A 21,167-nucleotide genomic window follows, 5' to 3' on the forward strand; every position below is an offset into this window, starting at 1 on the left:
GCCCGGCGCGAACCGGGCTCCCACAGCTTTGTCACAGGCCTTGCGTGCTGCACTTCAACAGCACTTGGGCCCACCCTTGCCGCCGTAACGAGCCTCCTGGCGTTCGCGGAAGAACTCCTCGTAGGTCATCACCGGCTTGTCCGGGTGCTTGGTCTGCATATGCTCGACGTAGTTGTCGTAGTCGGGCATGCCGACCATCAGGCGGGCTGCCTGCCCCAGGTACTTACCCAGTCGACCGAGATCGTTGAACATCACTGCATTCCTCTTGGGTTACGCATCCGGCAGGGCCTGGAACGGGGACTCTTTGTCAGTCCGCTCTTTTTTGTTCAGGGCGGCGATACCGACCTTGAGGGCAAAGAACAGAATGCTGAAGACCACGAACAGGAACAGTCCGGTCAGGGCCGCGTTGGTGTAGGCGTTGAAGATCACGTGCTGCATCTGGCCGATGTCCTTGGCCGGGGCCAGTACCTGGCCGGCGTCGAGCGCCGCGCTGTACTTGTTGGCCAGGGCCAGGAAGCCGACCGCCGGGTTCGGGTCGAACAGCTTGATGAAGCCGGCAGTGGTGGTGCAGATCAGCAGCCATACCGCAGGCACCAGGGTGACCCACATGTAGCGCTGGCGCTTCATCTTGATCAGGACCACGGTGCCGAGCATCAGGGCGATACCGGCGAGCATCTGGTTGGAGATACCGAACAGCGGCCACAAGGTATTGATGCCGCCCAGCGGATCGATCACGCCCTGGTACAGCAGGTAGCCCCAGAGCGCCACGCAACCGGCAGTAGCGAGCAGGTTGGCGCCCCACGATTCGGTGCGTTTGAGCGCCGGCACGAAGCTACCCAGCAGGTCCTGGAGCATGAAGCGCCCGGCACGGGTACCGGCGTCCACCGCGGTGAGGATGAACAGCGCCTCGAACAGGATCGCGAAGTGGTACCAGAAGGCCATGGTGTTTTCACCCGGCAGCACCTGGTGAAGGATCTGCGCGATACCCACCGCCAGGGTCGGCGCACCGCCGGCACGGGCCAGGATGGTGTGCTCGCCGATGTCCTTGGCGACCGCCTCGAGGGCATCCGGGGTAATGGCAAAGCCCCAGCTACTGACGGTCTGCGCAACCGAGACAACATCAGAGCCGACCACTGCGGCCGGGCTGTTCATGGCGAAGTACACGCCTGGCTCGATCACCGAAGCGGCAACCATGGCCATGATCGCCACGAACGACTCCATGAGCATGCCGCCGTAACCGATGTAACGGGCGTTGACTTCGTTATCCAGCAGCTTGGGCGTGGTCCCCGAGGAGATCAGCGCATGGAAGCCCGATACCGCGCCACAGGCGATGGTGATGAACAGGAACGGAAACAGGGTGCCCTTCCACACCGGGCCGGTACCGTCGGTGAACTGGGTCAGCGCCGGCATTTTAAGCTCCGGGGCGATGATCAGGATACCGATGGCCAGGCCAACGATGGTGCCGATCTTGAGGAAGGTCGACAGGTAGTCACGCGGTGCCAGCACCAGCCATACCGGCAGCACGGCAGCGACGAAGCCGTAGCCCACCAGCATCCAGGTGATCTGCACGCCGGTGAAGGTAAACGCCGGGCCCCAGACCGGATCGGCGGCAACCTGGCCCCCCAGCCAGATCGACAGCAACAGCAGCACCACGCCGATCAGCGAGATCTCGCCGATATGGCCCGGGCGGATGTAGCGCATGTAGATGCCCATGAACATCGCAATCGGGATGGTCGCCATCACCGTGAACATGCCCCATGGGCTCTCGGCCAGGGCCTTGACCACGATCAGCGCCAGCACCGCGAGGATGATGATCATGATCAGGAAACAGCCGAACAGGGCAATGGTGCCCGGGATCCGGCCCATCTCTTCACGGACCATGTCGCCCAGCGAACGGCCGTTGCGGCGGGTGGAAAGGAACAGGATCATGAAGTCCTGCACCGCACCGGCCAGTACCACCCCGGCAATCAGCCAGAGCGTACCCGGCAGGTAGCCCATCTGCGCCGCCAGCACCGGACCGACCAAGGGGCCGGCCCCGGCAATCGCGGCGAAGTGGTGACCGAAAAGAATGTGTTTGTTGGTCGGTACGTAGTCCAGACCGTCGTTGTTAAGCACCGCCGGGGTGGCCCGACGTGGGTCCAGCTGCATCACCTTGGTGGCGATGAACAGGCTGTAGTAGCGATAGGCAACCAGGTAGATGGCCACCGAAGCGACGACGATCCACAAGGCGTTGATGGCCTCGCCACGACGCAGGGCGACCACACCCAGCGCACAGGCTCCTATGACTGCCAGCGCCAGCCACGGAATGTGGCGTAGCAGGCTATTATTGTTGTTCATGGTTTGCTTCCAGCTAGTGGATAAAAGACAGCCTTTCGAGTCTAGCGATACTGGCAGGAAAGGCCAGCCCCCACGTTGGTCTAGAGCCCTCCAGCGTGGGTTGAGCAAATCTCGTTATGCGCCCTTGCGCGGGCCTTGGCAAGTGCTGAGCTATAGTCAGGAAGAACCCCGGAGTGCCTGAACATGAGCGACCACCAAGAACGTCGACGTTTCAAACGCATTGCCTTCGACGCGCCCACCGAACTGGTACAGGGCGAACACCGCTGGCAGGTCAACCTGCTGGACATCTCCCTCAAGGGCATATTGATCGAATACCCCGAACCCTGGGACGCTGATCTCGAAGAGCTGTTCGACGCGGTAATCCACCTGGGTGAAGGTGCGCAGGTAGAGATGCAGGTGCAACTGCGTCATATCGATGAACGCCAGCTCGGCTTTATCTGCCTGCACATCGACCTGCATTCGCTGGAGCATCTGTGCCGCCTGATCGAGCTTAATCTGGCCGATCGCACCGAACTGGAGCGCGAGTTCCACGAACTGATCGAAGTTTAGAAACTCTTAGCTTCCTACCTACCTCTCCGCAAACACCTTTCCTGTCCACTTGGACAGCTTTACAGCCAGTTCCACGGTGCCCGCACGAGGCCCTGTGGCGCTGGCCTGTGGCTGTTGGAACAGAACCTGCATCCAGCCCTGAAGCCAAACCATGGGTAGGACTGTTCCTATGCCAATCTAAAAATTGTATACAATTGTTCTGGCATTCACGTGTAGGACTTGTCTACAGTAGCGCCACAACAATAAAACTGAGAACTTGCCCCATGAATACGTCCTCCCCTAGCACGTCTTCAGCCCAGCGTCCCGAAGACGAGAACCTGGGCCTTGGCGCCAACCTGGCTTATGGCCTGCAGCATGTTCTGACCATGTACGGCGGTATCGTCGCCGTGCCACTGATCCTCGGCCAGGCGGCCGGCCTGGGCCCTGCCGATATCGGCCTGCTGATCGCCGCTTCGCTGTTTGCCGGTGGCCTGGCAACCCTGCTGCAAACCCTCGGCCTGCCATGGTTCGGCTGCCAGTTGCCGCTGGTGCAGGGTGTGTCGTTCGCCGGTGTGGCGACCATGGGTGCGATCCTCAGCAGTGAAGGCGGTGGTGGCTTGCCCGGGGTGCTGGGCGCGGTCATGGCGGCTTCGCTGATCGGTTTTCTGATTACCCCGGTGTTCTCGCGGATCACCAAGTTCTTCCCGCCGCTGGTGACTGGCATCGTCATCACTACCATCGGCCTGACCCTGATGCCAGTGGCCGCTCGCTGGGTCATGGGTGGCAACAGCAAGGCGCCGGATTTCGGCAGCATGGCCAACATCGGCCTGGCCGGGCTGACCTTCGTCATCGTCCTGGTACTGAGCAAACTGGGCAGCGCGACCATCTCGCGGCTGTCGATCCTCCTGGCCATGGTCATCGGCACCCTGATCGCCTGGTCGCTGGGCATGGCCGACTTCAGCAAGGTCCTCGACGGCCCGCTGGTCGCGATGCCGACGCCGTTCCACTTCGGCATGCCGACTTTCCACATCGCCGCCATCCTGTCGATGTGCATCGTGATCATGGTGACCCTGGTGGAAACCTCGGCGGACATCCTCGCCGTCGGTGAAATCATCGACACCAAGGTAGACTCCAAACGCCTGGGCAACGGCCTGCGCGCCGACATGGCCTCGAGCATCCTGGCGCCGATCTTCGGCTCCTTCACCCAGAGCGCCTTCGCCCAGAACGTCGGCCTGGTCGCCGTGACCGGGGTCAAGAGCCGCTACGTGGTGGCGACCGGCGGGGTAATCCTGGTGGTGCTCGGCCTGCTGCCGATCATGGGCCGGGTCATTGCCGCAGTGCCGACCTCGGTACTCGGTGGCGCCGGCATCGTGCTGTTCGGCACCGTTGCCGCCAGCGGTATCCGTACCTTGTCCAAGGTCAGCTACAAGAACAACGTCAACCTGATCATCGTCGCCGCTTCCCTGGGCTTCGGCATGATCCCGATCGCTGCACCGAACTTCTACGCGCAGTTCCCCAACTGGTTCGAGACCATCTTCCACTCCGGCATCAGCTCGGCAGCGATCATGGCCATTGTCCTCAACCTGGTGTTCAACCACTTCACCACCGGCAACTCCGACCAGCAGTCGGTGTTCGCTGCCGCCTACGAACGCACCATCCACTACTCGGATATCTCCGCCCTGCGCGATGGTGACTACTTCGAAGACGGCAAGCTGTTCAACGCCGAAGGCAAGGAGGTGCCGGTGATGAGCGAGGGCGAGCACGGAGAACCGCCAGCGCGACGAGAGGCGGTTTCGGAACACTGAATGAGTTGCGCTTGATTCAACAGGGCTGGTGCATATGCACCGGCCTTTTTGTTTCAGCGCGAAGCAAAGTAACCATTGAGCTGCTGTAAATCCTGTGGCTCCAGCACCCCGGCCAGATAACGCAACTGCAACCAGGCGCGCAGGTAGTCATAGCGCGCCTGGGCCAGGTCGCGGCGGGCGCTGTATAGCTGCTGCTCGGCATCGAGCACATCGAGGTTGACCCGCTCGCCGCCGGCGACGCTTTTGCGCGTAGCGGTAATCAAACCGCGGGCCGATTTCACTGCCAGTTCATAGGCACGGATCTTCGCCGTGCTGCTGGCGCAGAGGTTGAACTGTTTGCGCAGCTGGTTGACGGTATCGGCGATCTGCCCGTCGAGGCTCAAGCGTGCACTGTCGCGCTCGGCAGCCGCCTGGCGGGTGGACGCCGATACACCGCCGCCAGCGAATAACGGCAGGCTGACCTGGATACCGATGCTGTCGGTGTCATAACGCTGGTCGTAGCTGCTTTCGGAACTGGAGCTGGATTTGCCGGTGCTGGCGTAGGCACTCAGGGTCGGCAGGTGGCCGGCGCGCTGACGCTCGACGGCATAGTCAGCGGCAACCAGGGCGTGGCGCTGGGAGGCCAGCTCGGCGTTGTGGGCCACGGCAAGGTCGCGCCAGCTTTCGAAGCGCAACGGCTGCAAGGGTTGAACGCGAAAATCGCCACTCAAGGGTGCCAGGTCGGCGACTTCCAGCGGCTCGCCAATGATCGCCTGCAGGGTACGCAGGGCCGCATCGAGGTTGTCGCTGGCTTCAATCTCCTGGGCCTGGGCCAATTCGTAACGGGCCTGGGTTTCCAGCAGGTCGGTGCGAGTGCCCTCGCCGCCCTTGAGCAAACGCCGGTTCAACTGCAACTGCTCGGCATAGGCACGACGCTGGGCCTGGGCCAGGGCGATCTGCTCGTTGGCGAACAGCGCTTCACTGTAGGCGGCAAATACCCGTACCGCCAACTCCTGGCTACGGCTGCGAAAGCGCTCGTCGGCCAACAGCGCCTTGGCCACGCCCTGGCGGTATTCGGCCCAGGCGCCGTAGTCGAACAGCGGCTGTTGCAAGGTCAGGGTCGAGGAGTAGCTGCGGTAGTCGCGCTGGCTGGTGACGTTGCCGCGGACGTTGGTCTGGGTCACTTCGGAATCGTTGCGGGCATTGTTGTAGCGGTAGGACAGGTTCGGCAGCAGCGCCGCGCGGCCAATGGCGCGGCTTTCAAGACCGGCATCGCGTTCGGCGATGGCGGCATGGAAGGTCGGATCGTTGCGCAGGGCCAGGGCATAGGCATCGCCCAGGTCCACGGCAGCGGCCGACAGGCTGGTGCCCAACAACAGCAGGCAACACATCGCACGCATCGACATCATTCCTCCGCCAGGGCGACATGCACCCGGTCGGTCAACGGCTTGAACAGATAGTTGAGCATCGAGCGCTCACCGGTACGCACGAAGGCCTCCACCGGCATGCCGGGGCGGATGTCCTGGTCGGCCAGTTGCTGCAAGCCGGCGTCACTGACTTTGGCGCGCACCTGGTAATAGGGCTGCTGGGTTTTCTCATCGACCAGGCGATCGGCCGAGACCAGGGTCAGCTCGCCTTCGACCCGCGGAGTCTTGCTCTGGTTGAAGGCGACGAACATGATTTCCACCGCCAGGCCGGGACGCAGGCGGTCGACCAGTTCCACCGGAGCGCGGGCATCGATCAGCAAGGGCGCGTCCGTAGGGACGATTTCCATCAGTTGCTGCCCCCGGGCAATCACCCCGCCATTGGTGAACACGCTCAGGCCCACCACCGTACCGCTGGCCGGTGCGCGCAACTGGGTGTTGGCCAGTTCGAAGGCGGCGCTGCGCAGGCGGTTGCCGAGGTCTTCGGCGCTGGACTGCATGTCGCTCAACTGCTGGCCGACTTCACGCTGGTACTCCTGCTGACGCTGGGCCATGCGTAGTTTCAGCTCCAGAACCTGGCGGCGGCTGCGGCCGATGTTGCCCAGGTCCTCCGAGATCGCGCCGTTGATCTGTGCGTACAGGCGCTCGCTGTCGAGCAGGCGGTTGCGCGGGATATAGCCGTCGCGGGCCAGTTCACGCAGGCCCTGCAGTTGCTCATCGAGCGCGGCGCGCTGCTCCTGCTTGTGGCTCATCGAGCCCTGCACACCAGCCAGCATGGCCTCGGCGCCGGCAATGTTCTCGCGCAGGCCGGCCAGCTCCATGTCCAGCGACTGGCGCCGGCTGCTGCGCAACTGGCGCTGCAGTTCCAGGGCAGTGGCGACCCAGGGTTCAGTGGCCAGCGCCTGCAATTCGGCCGGGAAGGTGATGCTTGCCAGTCCGTCACGCTCGGCTTGCAGGCGCGCCTCGCTGGCCCGGGCGTTGACGTATTGCACCCTTAACGAATCATGTTGGGCCTGGGCCTGGGTGGCGTCCATCTTCACCAGCACCTGGCCGGCACTGACGCGGTCGCCATCGCGCACCAGCAGGCGTTCGATGGTGCCGCCGGTGGGATGCTGCACGGCCTGACGGCTGCCGGCGACCACCACGTTGCCCGACACCGGCACGCCTTTATCCAGCGGTGCCATGGCCGCCCAGAGGATGAAACCACCAAAGCCGCCAATCACCAGCCAACGGCCCAGGCGGCTGTGGCGGCGGGCATCGAGGCTCAGCAGGTTGTCGGGAATGGCTTGAGCGTGAAGCGACTGAGGGGCGGTCATGATCAGGATCTCGGGGTGCCGTAGCTCATGCTGACGCTGGCCGCGCTGCGCAGCGCCGGGGTAGGAGTGGAAGCAGGCGTAGGAATGCCGGCCGGCTTGTGGCTGCGCTGCAGGTCCTGCAATACCCGCGCAGTCGGACCGAAGGCCTGCATCTGGCCGTTCTGCAGTACCAGCAACTTATCCACAGCCGCCAGCAAGCTGGATTTGTGGGTGATCAGGATCAGCGTGCGCTGCTGCGCCTTTACCTGCTTTATCGCCTCCAGCAAGGCGTGCTCGCCGAAGTCATCGAGGTTGGAGTTGGGTTCGTCGAGCACGATCAGTGCCGGCAGGCGGTACAACGCCCGGACCAGGCCGATTCGCTGGCGTTGGCCGCCGGAGAGGCCGGCACCGCCTTCGCCAAGCTGGGTGTCATAACCGTTCGGCAGTTTCAGGATCATCTCGTGCACGCCAGCCAGTTGCGCAGCGGCCACCACCTGCGGCGAATCCACCGGCCCCAGGCGGGCAATGTTCTCGGCGATGCTGCCGGCGAACAGCTGCACGTCCTGAGGCAAATAGCCGATGTGGTGGCCAAGCAAGCCTTTGTCCCACTGCTGCAGCTCGGCGCCATCCAGGCGCACCTTGCCGGCTGCCGGTGTTGCGACGCCGACCAGCAGACGTGCCAGGGTCGACTTGCCCGAACCGGACGCACCGATGATCCCCAGGCTGTCGCCGGCCGCAAGCTCAAAGCCGAGGTTAGCCAGGCACGGCTTGCGCGTACCCGGTTGCAGGGCGCTGAGTTGTTCCACCAGCAGGCGCCCGCTCGGTGCTGGCAACGGCATGCCGGCCGCACGTGGCGGTTGCTCGCTGAGCAAGGTGTGCAGGCGTTCATAGGCTTGGCGTGCCGAACCCCACTGGCGCCACACGGCAATCAACTGGTCGATCGGCGCCAGTACCCGGGCCATGAGAATGGAGCCGGCGATCATCATCCCCGGCGTGATCAATTGCTCGATCGCCAGCCACGCGCCTAGCCCCAGCACCAGCGATTGCAAGGCCAGGCGCAGGCTCTTGGACACGGCGGTTACCGCCGCCGTGCGCTCGCTACCGAGGTTCTGGCGCAGGAGAAAACCATGGTGCAGGCTGGCCCAGCGCTGACGCACCGCCGCCAGCATGCCCATCGCTTCCATCACTTCGGCATTGCGCAGGTTGGCGCCCGCCTGCTGCCCAGCCTGCTGCGACAACTGACCGGCTTCGGCGAACGGCGCCTGGGTCAGGCGCTCGTTGACCCACGCCAGGATCGTCAACAGCACCGCCCCCACCAGCGCCATCAGCCCCAGCCACGGGCTGAACAGGAACATCACCAGCAGGTACACCGGGAACCACGGCGCATCGAAAAAGGCAAACAACGCCTGGCCAGTAGCGAATTGGCGCAAGGTGGTCAGGTCGCTCAGTACCTGGGTCGCCGCGCCCTTGTGGCCGGCCAGGCTGACTTGATAGGCGGCCTCGAACACTCGCGGGTTCAGGCGCATGTCCATCTGCGTGCCGAGGCGGATCACCACCAGGCTGCGCACCCACTCCAGCACCCCCATGAAGGCGAACAGGCCGAGGACCATCAGGCTGAGCATCAGCAGGGTCATCTCGTTGCCCGAAGACAGAACCCGGTCATAGACCTGCAGCATGTACAGCGCCGGCGCCAGCATCAGCAGGTTGATCACCGCGGTGAACAGGCCAATGTTGGCAAAGCCGGCGCGGCAGGCCTTGAGCGCCTGCAACACCTCGTTCGCAGGGCGGGAGCGGGTTGCTTTCATGAAGGACCTCAACAGGGCAAGCCCACGGGCGATTGACCTCGCCGGCGCAGGCTCGCAGAATTCGCACCACCGCAGCCTGGGCCCGGCAAAGACGCAGGCGGCGGGGTAAGCAAGCAGCGAATGGAGGAGTGATCTTCCATTCGCTTTTTTTTGCCTGGGGTCAGGCGGCCAGGGCGAAGTCCTCGGCCAGGGCCTGGACACCCACCACATCGGCCGAAGCCACGCTCAGCGGACCGGCAGCCAGCGCGGCGCTGACCACGTCGAAGCTGTCGTCGGTAGACACGCCGTAACCGGCCAGCAGGTTGTCCAGCACGCCTTCCAGGGCCGAGGTGTTGCCCTGCATCAGGCCGTAGATCACGCTCTGCACTTCGTTGCCGACGCGACCGGCACCCAGCGCCGCATCCAGGTCCAGGCCGTTGAAGCTGACCACGTAGTTGCTCAGGGTGAAGTCGCTACCGCTACCACCGCCCAGCACCTGCCCCAGGGAAACGTTGTCCAGCTCGCCCCACAGGTAGTGGTTGAGGTTGTCACCGGCTGGCAGGCCGCGGTCGAACACATAGTGCAGACCATTGGCAGTGTTGCTGTCGGCGATGAATGCGTAATCGGAGTTCAGAGCACCATGGGTGGCGTACTGGTCGCCGCTCAGGCTGCCGTTGCTGAAGCCGCCGGTATTGCTTTCGCCATGACCTGCAGTGGCGAAACCCGCGGTCCAGAACGCCAGGTAGTCATCGATCGACGAGCTGGAGAAGGCGGCATCGTAAGTAACGGAAAGAGTCATAACGGTTCCTCGTTGCATTGCATGATTGCGAAGGCGTATTCCCTGCCTTCGTGTCGCCCGACATGGGCAAACCCGGTGTGGATCAGAATTTGTATTCGAGCATTCCGCTCAAGGTCCGGCCGCGGGCCAGCGACAGGTTGTCGGTGTCGCCCATGGCCACGAAGTAGGCTTCGTCGGTGGCGTTCTCCAGCGACAGCGCCAGGTTCAGGCTCGGCGTCATCCAGTAGCTGGCGTACAGGTCGTAGACCTTGTATTTGGGCCATTGCGCCTGGTCGATCAGGCGGTAGCCGTGGTCGTTGAGGTTCTCACCGTTGCCCTTGCTGTAACGCAGGCGGGCGCCGACATCGAGGGTACGATCAAGAAAGCGCATGCCGACCGTCAGCGAGCCACGGTCAGCCGGCATGTAGCTGGCGTTACCCATGATGTGGCCGCAACTGACGGCCTGGTCGAGGTCGGCGGCGTCCTCGGCACGCGAGACGCGTACCGGCAACATGATGACGCGGCTGCCGACCCGTACCGGGCGCATCACCGTTCCAGCGTTGGCCAGGCGCTGTCCGCCCCCCATGTACAACTGCTTCGAGCAGAAATCATTGCTGCCGATCATGTGGGTGTAACTGAGCTGGCTGTAATAGCGCCCAGCGTCGTAGTCGAGGCTGTACTCAACCCCGCGAAAACGCGTCTGCTCAAGATTGTTCTGGTAGGCCGAGCGCCCGAGCGAAGTACCCAGCGCAGTTGCCCCGGGGAGATCGGCGTTGACATCCATGAACGAGAAATTGTCGATGCGGGTATCGAAATAGGCGACCTTGGCGCCAAAACGATCTCCTTCCTGCAACAGCGACTCCTTGAACAGGTTCACCCCCAGTTCCCAGTTGTGCGACTCCTCGGCCTTGAGGAAGGGGTTGGGATAGAGCATCTCGCTGCCTCCACCATGGGGGCGGCCGCTCATGAATACTTCAGTCACTGATGGCGGACGCCAGCCACGCCCCCAACGGGTATAGACCTGCATCCAGTCGACCCCCGGCTTTACTGCAATACCGAAGGTGGGCGAGAAGCGGCCCTGCTCCTGTTCTTCGTCAAAGATCAGGTGGGTCTGAACACGTTGAAGGTTCTCACCAGTGACACCCCTTGGGTACATCCAGGTGGTGATACCGGTTTCGCCCGTCAGGCGATAACGGTCATAGCGTAATCCGGCATCGACCGTCAGCCAGTCGCCATGCTCGTACTGCACATCGCCGAACAGGCTGGCCATGATGCGCTTGCCTTCAGGCGTGCTGCCCTGAACGTAAGGCAATGCCTGTTCATTAGGGGCCGGGACCCGCTCGGTGTTCGGCGTGAAGCTATCCTGGAACAGCTCGGTACCGTAGTTGAAGGTGATCTTGTCGGCATCGCCCAGGTAGAAGCGCGAAGTGTTTTGCAGCTGCAGGCCCCAAGTATCGGTCTGAAAACGATCGTCGTACGCCTCGACGCGGTTGTTGCTGCTGGCGGAGGCATCGTTACCGGCATTCCAGCGATCCTGCCGGGTCGAGACGAAATACAGCTTGGCCTTCAGATCGACCAGGTCGTTGTCCGGGCTGTAGCTGTAATCGAGCGAGGCATTCCTGGCGTTGAAATCACTGCTGCCGGTACGCTTGTAATAGAACTGCCGGGTCTGGGTGTCGTAGTAGGTCCAGGCGTCCTTGCTGTCGGTGTCGGTTTCCATGTAGTTGAGCTGCAGGCGCTGGTCGTTGGGCAGGTTCAGGCCCAGCTTGAGCAGTTGCGAACGGGTGACGCTGCCGGTCTCGCCGACTTCGGAGTGCAGCCAGTCCTTCCAGGCTTCGGGGTAGCTGGTCTTGCCGCGGATCTGGGTGCCGAGGTTATCGGCGTTGTTGGTGCCGGCGCGGTAATCACCGAAGTGCCGCTCACTGACGCCCAGCAGTACATCGCCTAGCTCATTGCCGAAGGCAAACAATGCACTGCCGTTGAAGTTGGTGCCATTGCCCAGCTCGCCGATGCCGTTGCCTGCGCGCAGGCGGCCACCGTATTCCTTGTCGGGGCCGAGAAAATCACTGGCCTGCACTGTATTGAAGCTGGCGATACCGCCAATAACGCCGGCACCACCCATGCCCGCCTGGGTGCCTTTTTCGATCTCGATGGAGCTGATGAACTCCGGGTCGATGAACATCACCCCGTTGCGCTGCTGGTGGCCGTTGACGTTGAAGTTCTGGCGCATGCCGTCGATATTCATGTTGACCCGGCCATAGTCCTGCACGCCGCGAATGTTCACCGACAGCCCCGGGTCACGCTGGTTGACGGCGGTGTAGACGCCGGCGGTTTCTTCGAGCATGTCGGCGGCATGGCGTGGCGGGCGCTTGTCGATCTGCTCGCGGGTGATGACGCTGACCGACCGGGGCGTCTGATAGACCCAATCGGCATCGCTGTTCGAATCGACATGAGTTGCGCCCAGCTCCAGCGCCTGACCGTCGTCCCGCACGCGCTCCAGGCCGACCCGGTCAGTGCCGCTGAAGCGATAGCGCACGGGCGAGCCGCGCAACAACAGGCCGAGCCCTTCCTGTGCCGAGTGCTCGCCACGCAAGCCGTCACTGCGCAGGCCAGCCAGCTTGCGGCTGTCGAAAAACACCTGCACCCCGGCCTGTTCGGCGAAGGCCAGCACGGCGCTGTCCAGGGCCTGGGCGGGAATGTCGAAGTGGATCAGTGCGGTGCGCTGGCTCGGGTTGGCGGGTTCGGCTGCCTGCACGCTGCCGATCCCCATCGGCAAGGTCCAGGCACCCAGCATCAGGCTGCTGGCAAGGGCTACCCGACCGAACGGTCGGGTGCGTCGTTGTTGTTGATTGCTCACGTCTGTTGCTCGCTGTGTTGGCGTTTTCTAGTAATGAAAATCAATCTCAACAAAAAGACGTGCAACGCGGGGAAAGTCAGTAAAGAAAATCCAAAAGAAATTTACCCGGCGAACATCAGACGCCGCAGGTGAGCGCCGACTGCCCTTGTTCGCGGGCCTTGCCGCTGGTTTCGATGATCGATGCCGTCACCGCAACCTCATCGCCACTGGCCGACATGTCACCGTCTTCAGCCACGCGGTAGCCCAGCTTGCGAAACAGCGAACGCACCTGATCCGGCGGTGCATCAAAATAGATCCCGTGCCATTCATAGCCGATGAATACACCAGTGACCTTGATGCCATGGAAGGGCTGATTGACCGGAGAGCTCACCTCCTCTTCCTGCGCTTCTACAGGCAGCGCCTGACGTTTGGCGATAGCCTGATCGAAGTACGGCTCAAGCTTTGCGCCGAACTCGCACGTGGCGGGGTTGAACTGCACCAGGTCGTCGGCCGCCAGTACTTGGGTGCTGGACAGTCCGAGCAGCAAGGCGCCGGAGATGGATGAAGCAATACACGCGAAAAAACCACTGGCCATATCCCTGCCTTCAGATCGTCGTCAAAACGCCAGTTTCGTGGAAAACAGCGCTACCGACAATCGGCCATGCGGCACTCAATAGATCAGGGTCAGCCCAGGCAGGTCGAGGCGGCTGGCCTTGAGCTCGTCGGTCAGCATGCCCAGCGCGGCATCAAGGTTGTCCAGGCGAAACATGCCGCTGACTTCACGCCGGGCCAGGGCCTGGTCGGTGATCAGCACGTGCCCGCCACGATAGCGATTGAGTTGCGCGGCAACCTCGCCCAGCGGCTCGCGCTCGAACACCAGCACACCACGCTGCCAGGCGGTAGCGCGACGTACATCGTGCTCGGGCCAGGGACGAATCCCGTGGGTCGTGTCGTAGCGCAGGCTCTGACCTTCCTTGAGCACCTGCTCGGCGCTGCCCGCTTGCGGGGTGCCCTGCAAGGTGACTGCAACACTGTGTTCAAGCATGCCGACCCAAGTGCCGCCATCAGGCTCGGGGCCCACCACGAAACGCGTGCCCAGGGCACGGCTGCTGCCCCCTGCCCGCTCGACCACGAACGGCCGTTGCTCATTGCCGGAGACCGGCGCAACGGTAAACACCGCCTCACCGGCCAACAGGCGTACACGACGTTCGCTGTCGCTATAGACCAGTTCGATGCCACTGTGACTGTCGAGGTCGACTTTACTGCCATCGGGCAAGGACACCTGGCGAACCTCACCTTTGGCCGTGGCGTAGTCAGCGCGCAATGCCAGTGAAAGGCTGGGCGCCTGCTCCTGCTCGGGGTTCAACGGGCCGGCGCTGCGCAGCACCGCCCACTCGGCGGCCTGCTCGCGAATGGCTTGCTCTGGCGAGTTCTGGCTGGTCACACGGTTCTCTCGAATTCTGGTTATGTGAGTGCTGACGTCTGAAGGCGCATTTCCCAGTAAACCGTTCGTCATCCTGGTTCCTGCAGACACTGCATCACATAGGCCAGGGCCTTGGCCAGATGCTTCTGTACCGAGCTGTCGGAAATATCCAGCGCCCGCGCCACCTCGGCGTGGGTCATGCCCTCAAGCCGATTGAGACGGAACACTTCCTGGGTACGTGGCGGCAAGTCGGCCAGAGCCCTGCGCAAGCGGCGCATGTGCTGTTCGGTGGCGGCGTTTTCGTCCAGGCCGGGGCTGTCTTCGACAATGGACTCCAGTGCTTCATGGGGCACCGAATCGGTCTTGCGCCGTTGCTGCTGGCGAACGTGATCGATCATCAGGTTGTGCGCAGTGCGATAGAGGTAGGCCGGGGTGTTGTCGATCCGTTCACGGCCCTGTTGCTCGGCCAGGCGCAGGAAGCTTTCCTGTACCAGGTCGGCGGCCAGTTGCGGGTCGCGCACCTTGCGCGTCAGCAACCCCTGCAAGGTTTTCGCGTGCTTGAGGAACAGCCGCTTCAAGTCGGACTCCGCCACGCGAACTCCCTGTGGATGGCCGGAAAGAAGACGGCATGCTACTCGTTAGTGAGAATCAGTTGCAACTTCAACCCGGCAAGCCTTGCACTTGCCGGGGCTTTCAGGTCACTCGAACAACGCATCCAGCGCCTGCTCAAGACGGGTCACGGCAATCACCTGCAACCCGGGTGGCGCCTCTTTCGGCGCATTGCCCTTGGGCACGATGGCACGCTTGAAGCCATGCTTGGCCGCTTCCTTCAAGCGCTCCTGACCGCTGGGCACAGGCCGCACCTCACCGGACAGGCCTACCTCGCCAAACACCAGCAGGCCGTTGTCCAGCGGGCGGTTGCGCAGGCTGGACATGATCGCCGCCATCAACGCCAGGTCGGATGCCGTTTCCAGTACCTTGACCCCGCCGACCACGTTGAGGAACACGTCCTGGTCGTGGGTCGGGATGCCGCCATGGCGATGCAGCACCGCCAGCAGCATGGCCAGGCGGTTCTGGTCCAGGCCCAGGGTGACCCGCCGCGGGTTGGAGAGGTGACTGTCGTCGACCAGCGCCTGGACTTCCACCAGCATCGGCCGGGTGCCTTCCCAGGTGGCCATGACCACACTGCCCGGAACTTCTTCCTGGGCTCGTGTGAGAAAGATCGCAGAAGGGTTGGAAACTTCCTTCAGGCCGCGGTCGGTCATGCCAAATACGCCCAGCTCGTTGACCGCGCCGAAACGGTTTTTCACCGCTCGCAGCAAACGCAGACGGCCGTCGGACTCCCCTTCGAAATACAGCACGGTATCGACCATGTGCTCGAGCACCCGTGGCCCGGCCAGCGCACCTTCCTTGGTCACGTGACCGACCAGGAAGATCGCCGTGCCGCTCTGCTTGGCATAACGCACCAGCAAGGCGGCGCTTTCGCGCACCTGGGAAACGCCACCCGGTGCTGACTGCAGTTGCTCGGTGAAGATGGTCTGGATCGAGTCGATGACCATCACCTTGGGCTTTTCGACCCGCGCGGTGGCGATGATGGTCTCGATGCAGGTTTCGGTCATCACCCGCAGCTTGTCCTGGGGCAAGCCCAGGCGCCGGGCGCGCATGGCCACCTGCTGCTGGGATTCCTCGCCGGTGACGTAGAGTGCCGGCATGCGCGTGGCGATGTTGCACAGGGTCTGCAGGAGGATGGTCGACTTGCCAATGCCCGGGTCGCCACCGATCAGCACCACCGAGCCGTCGACCAGACCGCCGCCGAGCACCCGGTCGAGTTCGGCACTGGCGGTGGTGAAGCGCGGGATTTCCTCGACACTGACTTCGGCCAGGGTCTTGATCTGCGCCTGCTGCCCGGCCCAGCCGGTACGCCCGCTGGGGGCTGCGGCGGCGCCGCTTTCCAGCACGGTCTCGACCAGGGTGTTCCAGGCGCCGCATTCACCGCATTGCCCGGCCCATTTCGGGAAGGTCGCGCCGCACTCGGTGCAGCCGTACATGCGCTTGGCCTTGGCCATGGGACGGTCCTCTGGAAAAAGGCACCATCATAGCCGACCTCGGGCACCTGGGCGGGCACAGAAAACGACAAAACTATTCGGTATAACCGCAGTCTGTTGCAGCAGCGCGGAGCATGAAGCGCATAGCTGATTTACACTGCGTTTACCAACCTCATCTGTTACAAGGAATAAACCATGGGCGTGCTCAGTGAATTCAAGGCCTTCGCGGTCAAAGGCAATGTCGTCGATATGGCCGTCGGTATCATTATCGGCGCCGCCTTTGGCAAAATCGTTTCATCTTTTGTCGGCGACGTGATCATGCCACCGATTGGCTTGCTGATCGGCGGGGTCGATTTCAGTGACCTGGCGGTTACTTTGAAAGCCGCAGAGGGTGACGTACCGGCAGTGATGCTGGCGTATGGCAAATTCATCCAGACCATCCTCGACTTCATCATCGTCGCCTTTGCGATCTTCATGGGCATCAAGGTCATCAACCGCCTGAAACGCGAAGAAGCCGCAGCGCCAACCCTGCCGCCAGTACCGACCAAGGAAGAAGAGCTGCTCACCGAGATCCGCGACCTGCTCAAGGCGCAGAATCGGCAACCCTGAACACAGGGATAAAAAAACGGCGCCTGCGGGCGCCGTTCTTGTTGCTGCTTACCAGTAGGTCTCGACCGCGACCTGGCCGGGTCGCCGGCTGAGGCTGAGGTTCATGTCGCGTTGCTTGAGGACCTTGCGGGTGTCATCGATCATCTGCGGGTTGCCGCAGAGCATCACCCGCGAGTGTTCCGGTGTCAGAGCCAGGCCTGCCGCACGCTCCAGCTCGCCATTCTCGATCAGGGTGGTGATGCGTTGATTCAATGCTCCCGGATGTTGCTCGCGGGTGACGATCGGAATGAACTGCAGCTTGCCGGCATATTCCGCCAGGTAGTCGCGCTGCTCCAGCCCGGCGATCAGGTCCAGATACGCAAGCTCCCGGGCTTCGCGCACCGAATAGACCAGCTTGATCGACTCGAAACGCTCCCATACCTCGAAGTCCTGGAGGATCGACAGGAACGGCGCAATGCCGGTGCCGGTTGCCAGTAGCCACAGGTCGCGGCCGTCGACAAAGCGGTCAAGGGTCAGGTAGCCGAAGGCCTGACGATCGATCAGCAAGCTGTCGCCCTCGCCCAGGCGGCTCAGCTCACTGGTGAATTCGCCGCCCGGCACCACGATGGAAAAGAAATCCAGGTGCTCGTCGAATGGCGAAGACACCATCGAATAAGCGCGCCAGACCACACTGCCGTCGGCCTTGGTCACCCCCAGGCGGGCGAACTGCCCGGCGCGGAAACGAAAGCCCTGGTCGCGGCTGGTACGCAGGCTGAACAGGCTGGGGGTCAGCGGCTGGACGTCGAGCAGCGTCTGGCGGGTGAACTTTTCAGCACTGGCAGTCATGACTTGCTCCAAAAAACAGATGCCCCAGTGTCGCGCAAACGCCGAGAGATAAACACCGTCGGTTTGTAGTGGCATCGCGCGCGGTTGCTGTGACGGGCACTGATAGCTCAATGATTTCGAACTGATATCAAACATTTACGACACGGTGCTCTAAAGAACAGCCCTGTCGAAAACTTCACATTTCTATAGCCAAAAAACCCAACACAACAGTGGGACATTTCCTACACTACGTTGCACCTTGCGAGTTGTTGGATCCATCCATCAAGAGAAAGCTCCCATGCCGCACTGGAAAGAACAGCAACTGGAGCAGTTGCTTGCCGAAACCGATGAACAACGGATGTTTGACATCGCGGTTTCCCTGGCCCAGCAACTGGACATGGAATATCTGGCTTTCGGCATGCGTGTGCAAATCGCGACCTTCGCCCCTCACATGAGATTCTTCAACAACTATCCCGCCGCCTGGAACGAACGCTACCAACGCTGCAACTACCTGGACATCGATCCCACTATCGCCCATTGCCACCGCTCGTTGATGCCATTGCTGTGGAGCGACGAGGTGTTCCGAGAGACGCCCGAGTTCCGTGAGCAAGCCAAGTACCATGGGCTGTGTCACGGCTGGAGCCAGTCGGCACATGATATGCGTCACAACGAAAGCATGCTCAGCGTCGCCCGCAGCCACGGCGCAATTGGCCTCGAAGAACTCTACGACAAGGCCGGCCAGACCATCTGGCTGTGCAACCTGCTGCATACGCTGATGATTGACCGGCAACCCGGGCACGCAACACCGACCTATAACCTGTCCGAGCGGGAAACCGAAGTGCTCAAGTGGTCGGCCGCCGGCAAGACCGCTGCCGATATCGCCTGCATCCTATCGCTGTCGCAGAGCACAGTGAACTTCCACATCCGCAGCATTATCAGTAAAACCAACGCCAGCAATAAAGCCGGCGCAATCGCCATTGCGGCGATGAGTGGCCTGATCTGAGCCAACGCCCCCGCCCCCCTGCAAAGCACGGTAGAATCACGGCCCTGTAGAGCGCGCCGCGCGCGCACATCAATGCCCCAGAGCCTTACACCATGCCCCTGCTGACCAGCCCCTTCGCCGAACTCGACCTGCTTCGCCAGCCCGAGCAAGCCAACGATCCCCTGCAAGCCTTCGATGCTGCCGACGAGTATTTGCTGGAGCACCTGGCCGAACAGGCACCTGCGGCAAATACCCGGGTGCTGGTGCTCAACGACAGCTTCGGCGCGCTGGCCATCAGCCTGGCGCCTCATGTCTCAGTGCTCAGCAGCGGCGATTCGCACCTGGCCCATCTGGCCCTGGAAAAGAACCTGGTGCGCAACGGCCTGGCCTTCGACGCGGTGCCGTTCGTGGCGGCCAGCACCCCCTGGCAAGGCCCGTTCGACCGCGTACTGATACGCGTGCCCAAGACCCTGGCCTTGCTCGAAGAGCAGCTGATTCGCCTGCAGGGCCAGCTGGCGCCCGGCGCGCAGGTCGTTGCCGGCGCCATGATCAAGCACCTGCCACGGGCTGCCGGCGATCTGATGGAGAAATACATTGGCCCGGTGCAGGCGTCCCTGGCGAAGAAAAAGGCCCGACTGTTGATTGCCTCTTTCGAGGCAAAGCCGGTTTTCCTCTCGCCCTACCCCACCCGCTATCAGCTCGATGCGCCACGCCTTGAGCTACTCAATCACGCCAACGTGTTCTGTCGTGAAGGCCTGGATATCGGCACCCGGGCGTTCCTGCCGCACCTGCCCAAAGACCTCGGCACCGCTCGGGTCGCCGACCTGGGTTGCGGCAATGGCGTGCTGGCCATTGCCAGTGCCCTGGCCAATCCGCAGGCGCAGTACACCCTGGTCGATGAGTCGTACATGGCCGTGCAGTCGGCGCTGGAGAACTGGCAGGCAGCGCTGGGCCAGCGTGAAGTCACGGTACGTGCCGACGATGGCCTGGCCGGGCAGCCTGCACAGTCGCTGGATGTAGTGCTGTGCAATCCGCCGTTCCACCAGCAGCAGGTGGTCGGTGACTTTCTCGCCTGGCGGATGTTCCAGCAAGCGCGTGAGGCGCTGGTGGTAGGGGGAGCGCTGTATATCGTCGGCAATCGTCACCTGGGTTATCACAGCAAGCTGGCGCGGTTGTTCCGTGGCGTCGAGCAGGTGGCGGCGACGCCGAAGTTCGTGGTGCTCAAGGCGCGTAAATAGGCCAGTAGCGCGTCGCCTGCATCGCGGGTCAAGCCCGCTCCCACAGAGCAAAAAAAACCCTCCGCAGCTAACGCTGCGCAGGGCTGTAAATCCGCCGCAAGGCGGGATGGGAAATAGCGTTTTAGTGCGTGCTCAGTCCAGCCGCACTCATGAACAAGCGCATCAGCCAGGCGACCAGGGCCAGGCTGACCACGCTGCCCACCCAGATCAGCACCAACCAGCCCAGGCGTTGCCAGAGCGGTTTCTTCTCTTCGTCAATCGTGCCTTTGCCAGTCATTGCCATGCTCCCCTAGTGGTAGCCATCTTCGTGGGTCACCTTGCCGCGGAACACGTAGTAGCTCCAGAAGGTGTAACCGAGGATGAACGGGATGATGAACAAGGTCCCGACCAGCATGAAGCCCTGGCTTTGCGGTGGCGCGGCAGCGTCCCAGATCGAGATCGACGGCGGGATGATGTTCGGCCACAGGCTGATGCCCAGGCCGCTGTAGCCGAGGAAGATCAACACCAGGGTCAGCAGGAACGGGGTGTAGTGCGCGTTACGCGCCACCGCCCGGAGCAGACCGTAGAGGGTCACCAGTACCAGGATCGGTACCGGCAGGAACCAGAACAGGTTGGGCAGGCTGAACCAGCGAGTGGCGATGTCCGGATGGGCCAGCGGCGTCCAGATGCTGACGACGCCGGTCACGGCCAGCAGCACCAGGGCCAGCGGGCGCGCCAGGTCGTGCATCTGCAGCTGCAGCTTGCCTTCGGTCTTCATGATCAACCAGGTGCAGCCGAGCAAGGCGTAGGCAACGATCAGGCCCAGGCCGCAGAACAGGCTGAACGGGGTCAGCCAGTCGAGGCTGCCGCCCGCGTAGTTGCGATCGACCACCTTGAAGCCTTCGATGAAGGCGCCCAGGGCCACGCCCTGGAAGAAGGTTGCCGCCAGCGAGCCGCCGATGAACGCCTTGTCCCACAGGTGGCGCTTGGCTGCAGTGGCCTTGAAGCGGAACTCGAAGGCCACGCCGCGGAAGATCAGGCCGATCAGCATCAGCATCAATGGCAGGTACAGCGCTGAAAGCACCACGGCGTAGGCCAGCGGGAAGGCGCCGAACAGCGCCGCACCACCGAGCACCAGCCAGGTTTCGTTACCGTCCCAGACCGGGGCGACGGTGTTCATCATCACGTCGCGGTCCTGCTCGGCCTTGACGAAGGGGAAGAGAATGCCAATCCCCAGGTCAAAGCCATCCATGACCACATACATCATGATGCCGAAGATGATGATCACGGCCCAGATAAGCGGAAGATCAATACCCATGAC

At 62.6% G+C, this 21,167-nt stretch carries 19 protein-coding genes; 5 read left to right on the forward strand and 14 right to left on the reverse strand.

The window, feature by feature from the left end; genetic code table 11:
* Positions 1–54: 54 nt before the first annotated feature.
* Together F8N82_RS21320 and F8N82_RS21325 are read right to left on the reverse strand one after the other, a co-directional pair.
* Positions 55–252, reverse strand: coding sequence for a YbdD/YjiX family protein (locus F8N82_RS21320; RefSeq protein WP_010226397.1), 198 nt, complete (start codon positions 250–252; stop codon positions 55–57).
* A gap of 18 nt (positions 253–270) precedes the next feature.
* A complete protein-coding gene (locus tag F8N82_RS21325) occupies positions 271–2,337 on the reverse strand; it encodes a carbon starvation CstA family protein (protein ID WP_038997235.1) in 2,067 nt (688 codons plus the stop codon).
* Between the two features lie 183 nt (positions 2,338–2,520).
* Here F8N82_RS21325 and F8N82_RS21330 point away from each other — a divergent pair, with 183 nt between their 5' ends.
* Complete coding sequence (locus tag F8N82_RS21330) at positions 2,521–2,886, forward strand: PilZ domain-containing protein (RefSeq protein WP_038997236.1); 366 nt, start codon at positions 2,521–2,523, stop codon at positions 2,884–2,886.
* A gap of 263 nt (positions 2,887–3,149) precedes the next feature.
* Positions 3,150–4,670: a nucleobase:cation symporter-2 family protein gene (locus F8N82_RS21335; protein WP_038997238.1), complete on the forward strand. Its 1,521-nt coding sequence runs from the start codon at positions 3,150–3,152 to the stop codon at positions 4,668–4,670.
* Positions 4,671–4,723: 53 nt separating this feature from the next.
* Here the strand turns inward: F8N82_RS21335 and F8N82_RS21340 are convergent, their stop codons facing one another.
* The 9 genes from F8N82_RS21340 to radA all read right to left on the reverse strand — a co-directional run bounded on the left by F8N82_RS21340 (position 4,724) and on the right by radA (position 16,255).
* Positions 4,724–6,049, reverse strand: a complete 1,326-nt coding sequence (locus tag F8N82_RS21340; protein ID WP_038997240.1) for a TolC family outer membrane protein — start codon at positions 6,047–6,049, stop codon at positions 4,724–4,726.
* 5 nt (positions 6,050–6,054) lie between these two features.
* Complete coding sequence (locus F8N82_RS21345) at positions 6,055–7,389, reverse strand: HlyD family type I secretion periplasmic adaptor subunit (protein WP_038997241.1); 1,335 nt, start codon at positions 7,387–7,389, stop codon at positions 6,055–6,057.
* Between the two features lie 2 nt (positions 7,390–7,391).
* Positions 7,392–9,173 (reverse strand): type I secretion system permease/ATPase, encoded by a 1,782-nt coding sequence (locus tag F8N82_RS21350; protein WP_038997243.1) that lies wholly within the window; start codon positions 9,171–9,173, stop codon positions 7,392–7,394.
* Positions 9,174–9,333: 160 nt separating this feature from the next.
* Positions 9,334–9,951: a heme acquisition protein HasA gene (locus tag F8N82_RS21355; RefSeq protein WP_038997244.1), complete on the reverse strand. Its 618-nt coding sequence runs from the start codon at positions 9,949–9,951 to the stop codon at positions 9,334–9,336.
* An 82-nt stretch (positions 9,952–10,033) separates the two neighbouring features.
* A complete protein-coding gene (locus F8N82_RS21360; protein WP_080764807.1) occupies positions 10,034–12,724 on the reverse strand; it encodes a TonB-dependent receptor in 2,691 nt (896 codons plus the stop codon).
* A 178-nt stretch (positions 12,725–12,902) separates the two neighbouring features.
* Positions 12,903–13,361, reverse strand: a complete 459-nt coding sequence (locus tag F8N82_RS21365; RefSeq protein WP_038997246.1) for a hypothetical protein — start codon at positions 13,359–13,361, stop codon at positions 12,903–12,905.
* A gap of 75 nt (positions 13,362–13,436) precedes the next feature.
* Positions 13,437–14,210, reverse strand: a complete 774-nt coding sequence (locus tag F8N82_RS21370; protein WP_338918863.1) for a FecR family protein — start codon at positions 14,208–14,210, stop codon at positions 13,437–13,439.
* A 68-nt stretch (positions 14,211–14,278) separates the two neighbouring features.
* Entirely contained in the window at positions 14,279–14,782 is a 504-nt protein-coding gene (locus F8N82_RS21375; protein WP_038997249.1) for an RNA polymerase sigma factor, read from the reverse strand.
* A gap of 105 nt (positions 14,783–14,887) precedes the next feature.
* The gene (gene radA, locus F8N82_RS21380) at positions 14,888–16,255 is read right to left on the reverse strand and encodes a DNA repair protein RadA (RefSeq protein ID WP_038997250.1); all 1,368 of its coding nucleotides are present in this window, start codon (positions 16,253–16,255) and stop codon (positions 14,888–14,890) included.
* A gap of 174 nt (positions 16,256–16,429) precedes the next feature.
* Here radA and mscL point away from each other — a divergent pair, with 174 nt between their 5' ends.
* A complete protein-coding gene (mscL, locus tag F8N82_RS21385) occupies positions 16,430–16,843 on the forward strand; it encodes a large-conductance mechanosensitive channel protein MscL (RefSeq protein WP_038997252.1) in 414 nt (137 codons plus the stop codon).
* A gap of 48 nt (positions 16,844–16,891) precedes the next feature.
* Here the strand turns inward: mscL and F8N82_RS21390 are convergent, their stop codons facing one another.
* Complete coding sequence (locus tag F8N82_RS21390) at positions 16,892–17,668, reverse strand: ferredoxin--NADP reductase (protein WP_038997254.1); 777 nt, start codon at positions 17,666–17,668, stop codon at positions 16,892–16,894.
* A 277-nt stretch (positions 17,669–17,945) separates the two neighbouring features.
* On the opposite strand from F8N82_RS21390, the gene F8N82_RS21395 reads away from it, so the two are divergent.
* Complete coding sequence (locus F8N82_RS21395; RefSeq protein WP_038997255.1) at positions 17,946–18,650, forward strand: autoinducer binding domain-containing protein; 705 nt, start codon at positions 17,946–17,948, stop codon at positions 18,648–18,650.
* A gap of 92 nt (positions 18,651–18,742) precedes the next feature.
* On the forward strand, positions 18,743–19,867 hold the full coding sequence (locus F8N82_RS21400; RefSeq protein WP_038997256.1) for a methyltransferase: 1,125 nt from the start codon (positions 18,743–18,745) through the stop codon (positions 19,865–19,867).
* Positions 19,868–19,988: 121 nt separating this feature from the next.
* On the opposite strand, the gene F8N82_RS21405 is transcribed toward F8N82_RS21400, so the two are convergent.
* Complete coding sequence (locus F8N82_RS21405) at positions 19,989–20,144, reverse strand: DUF2474 domain-containing protein (RefSeq protein ID WP_038997257.1); 156 nt, start codon at positions 20,142–20,144, stop codon at positions 19,989–19,991.
* Between the two features lie 12 nt (positions 20,145–20,156).
* Positions 20,157–21,164: a cytochrome d ubiquinol oxidase subunit II gene (gene cydB / locus F8N82_RS21410; RefSeq protein ID WP_038997258.1), complete on the reverse strand. Its 1,008-nt coding sequence runs from the start codon at positions 21,162–21,164 to the stop codon at positions 20,157–20,159.
* Positions 21,165–21,167: the final 3 nt, after the last annotated feature.

The organism is Pseudomonas fluorescens (genome assembly GCF_902497775.2).
Taxonomy (GTDB): domain Bacteria; phylum Pseudomonadota; class Gammaproteobacteria; order Pseudomonadales; family Pseudomonadaceae; genus Aquipseudomonas; species Aquipseudomonas putida_F.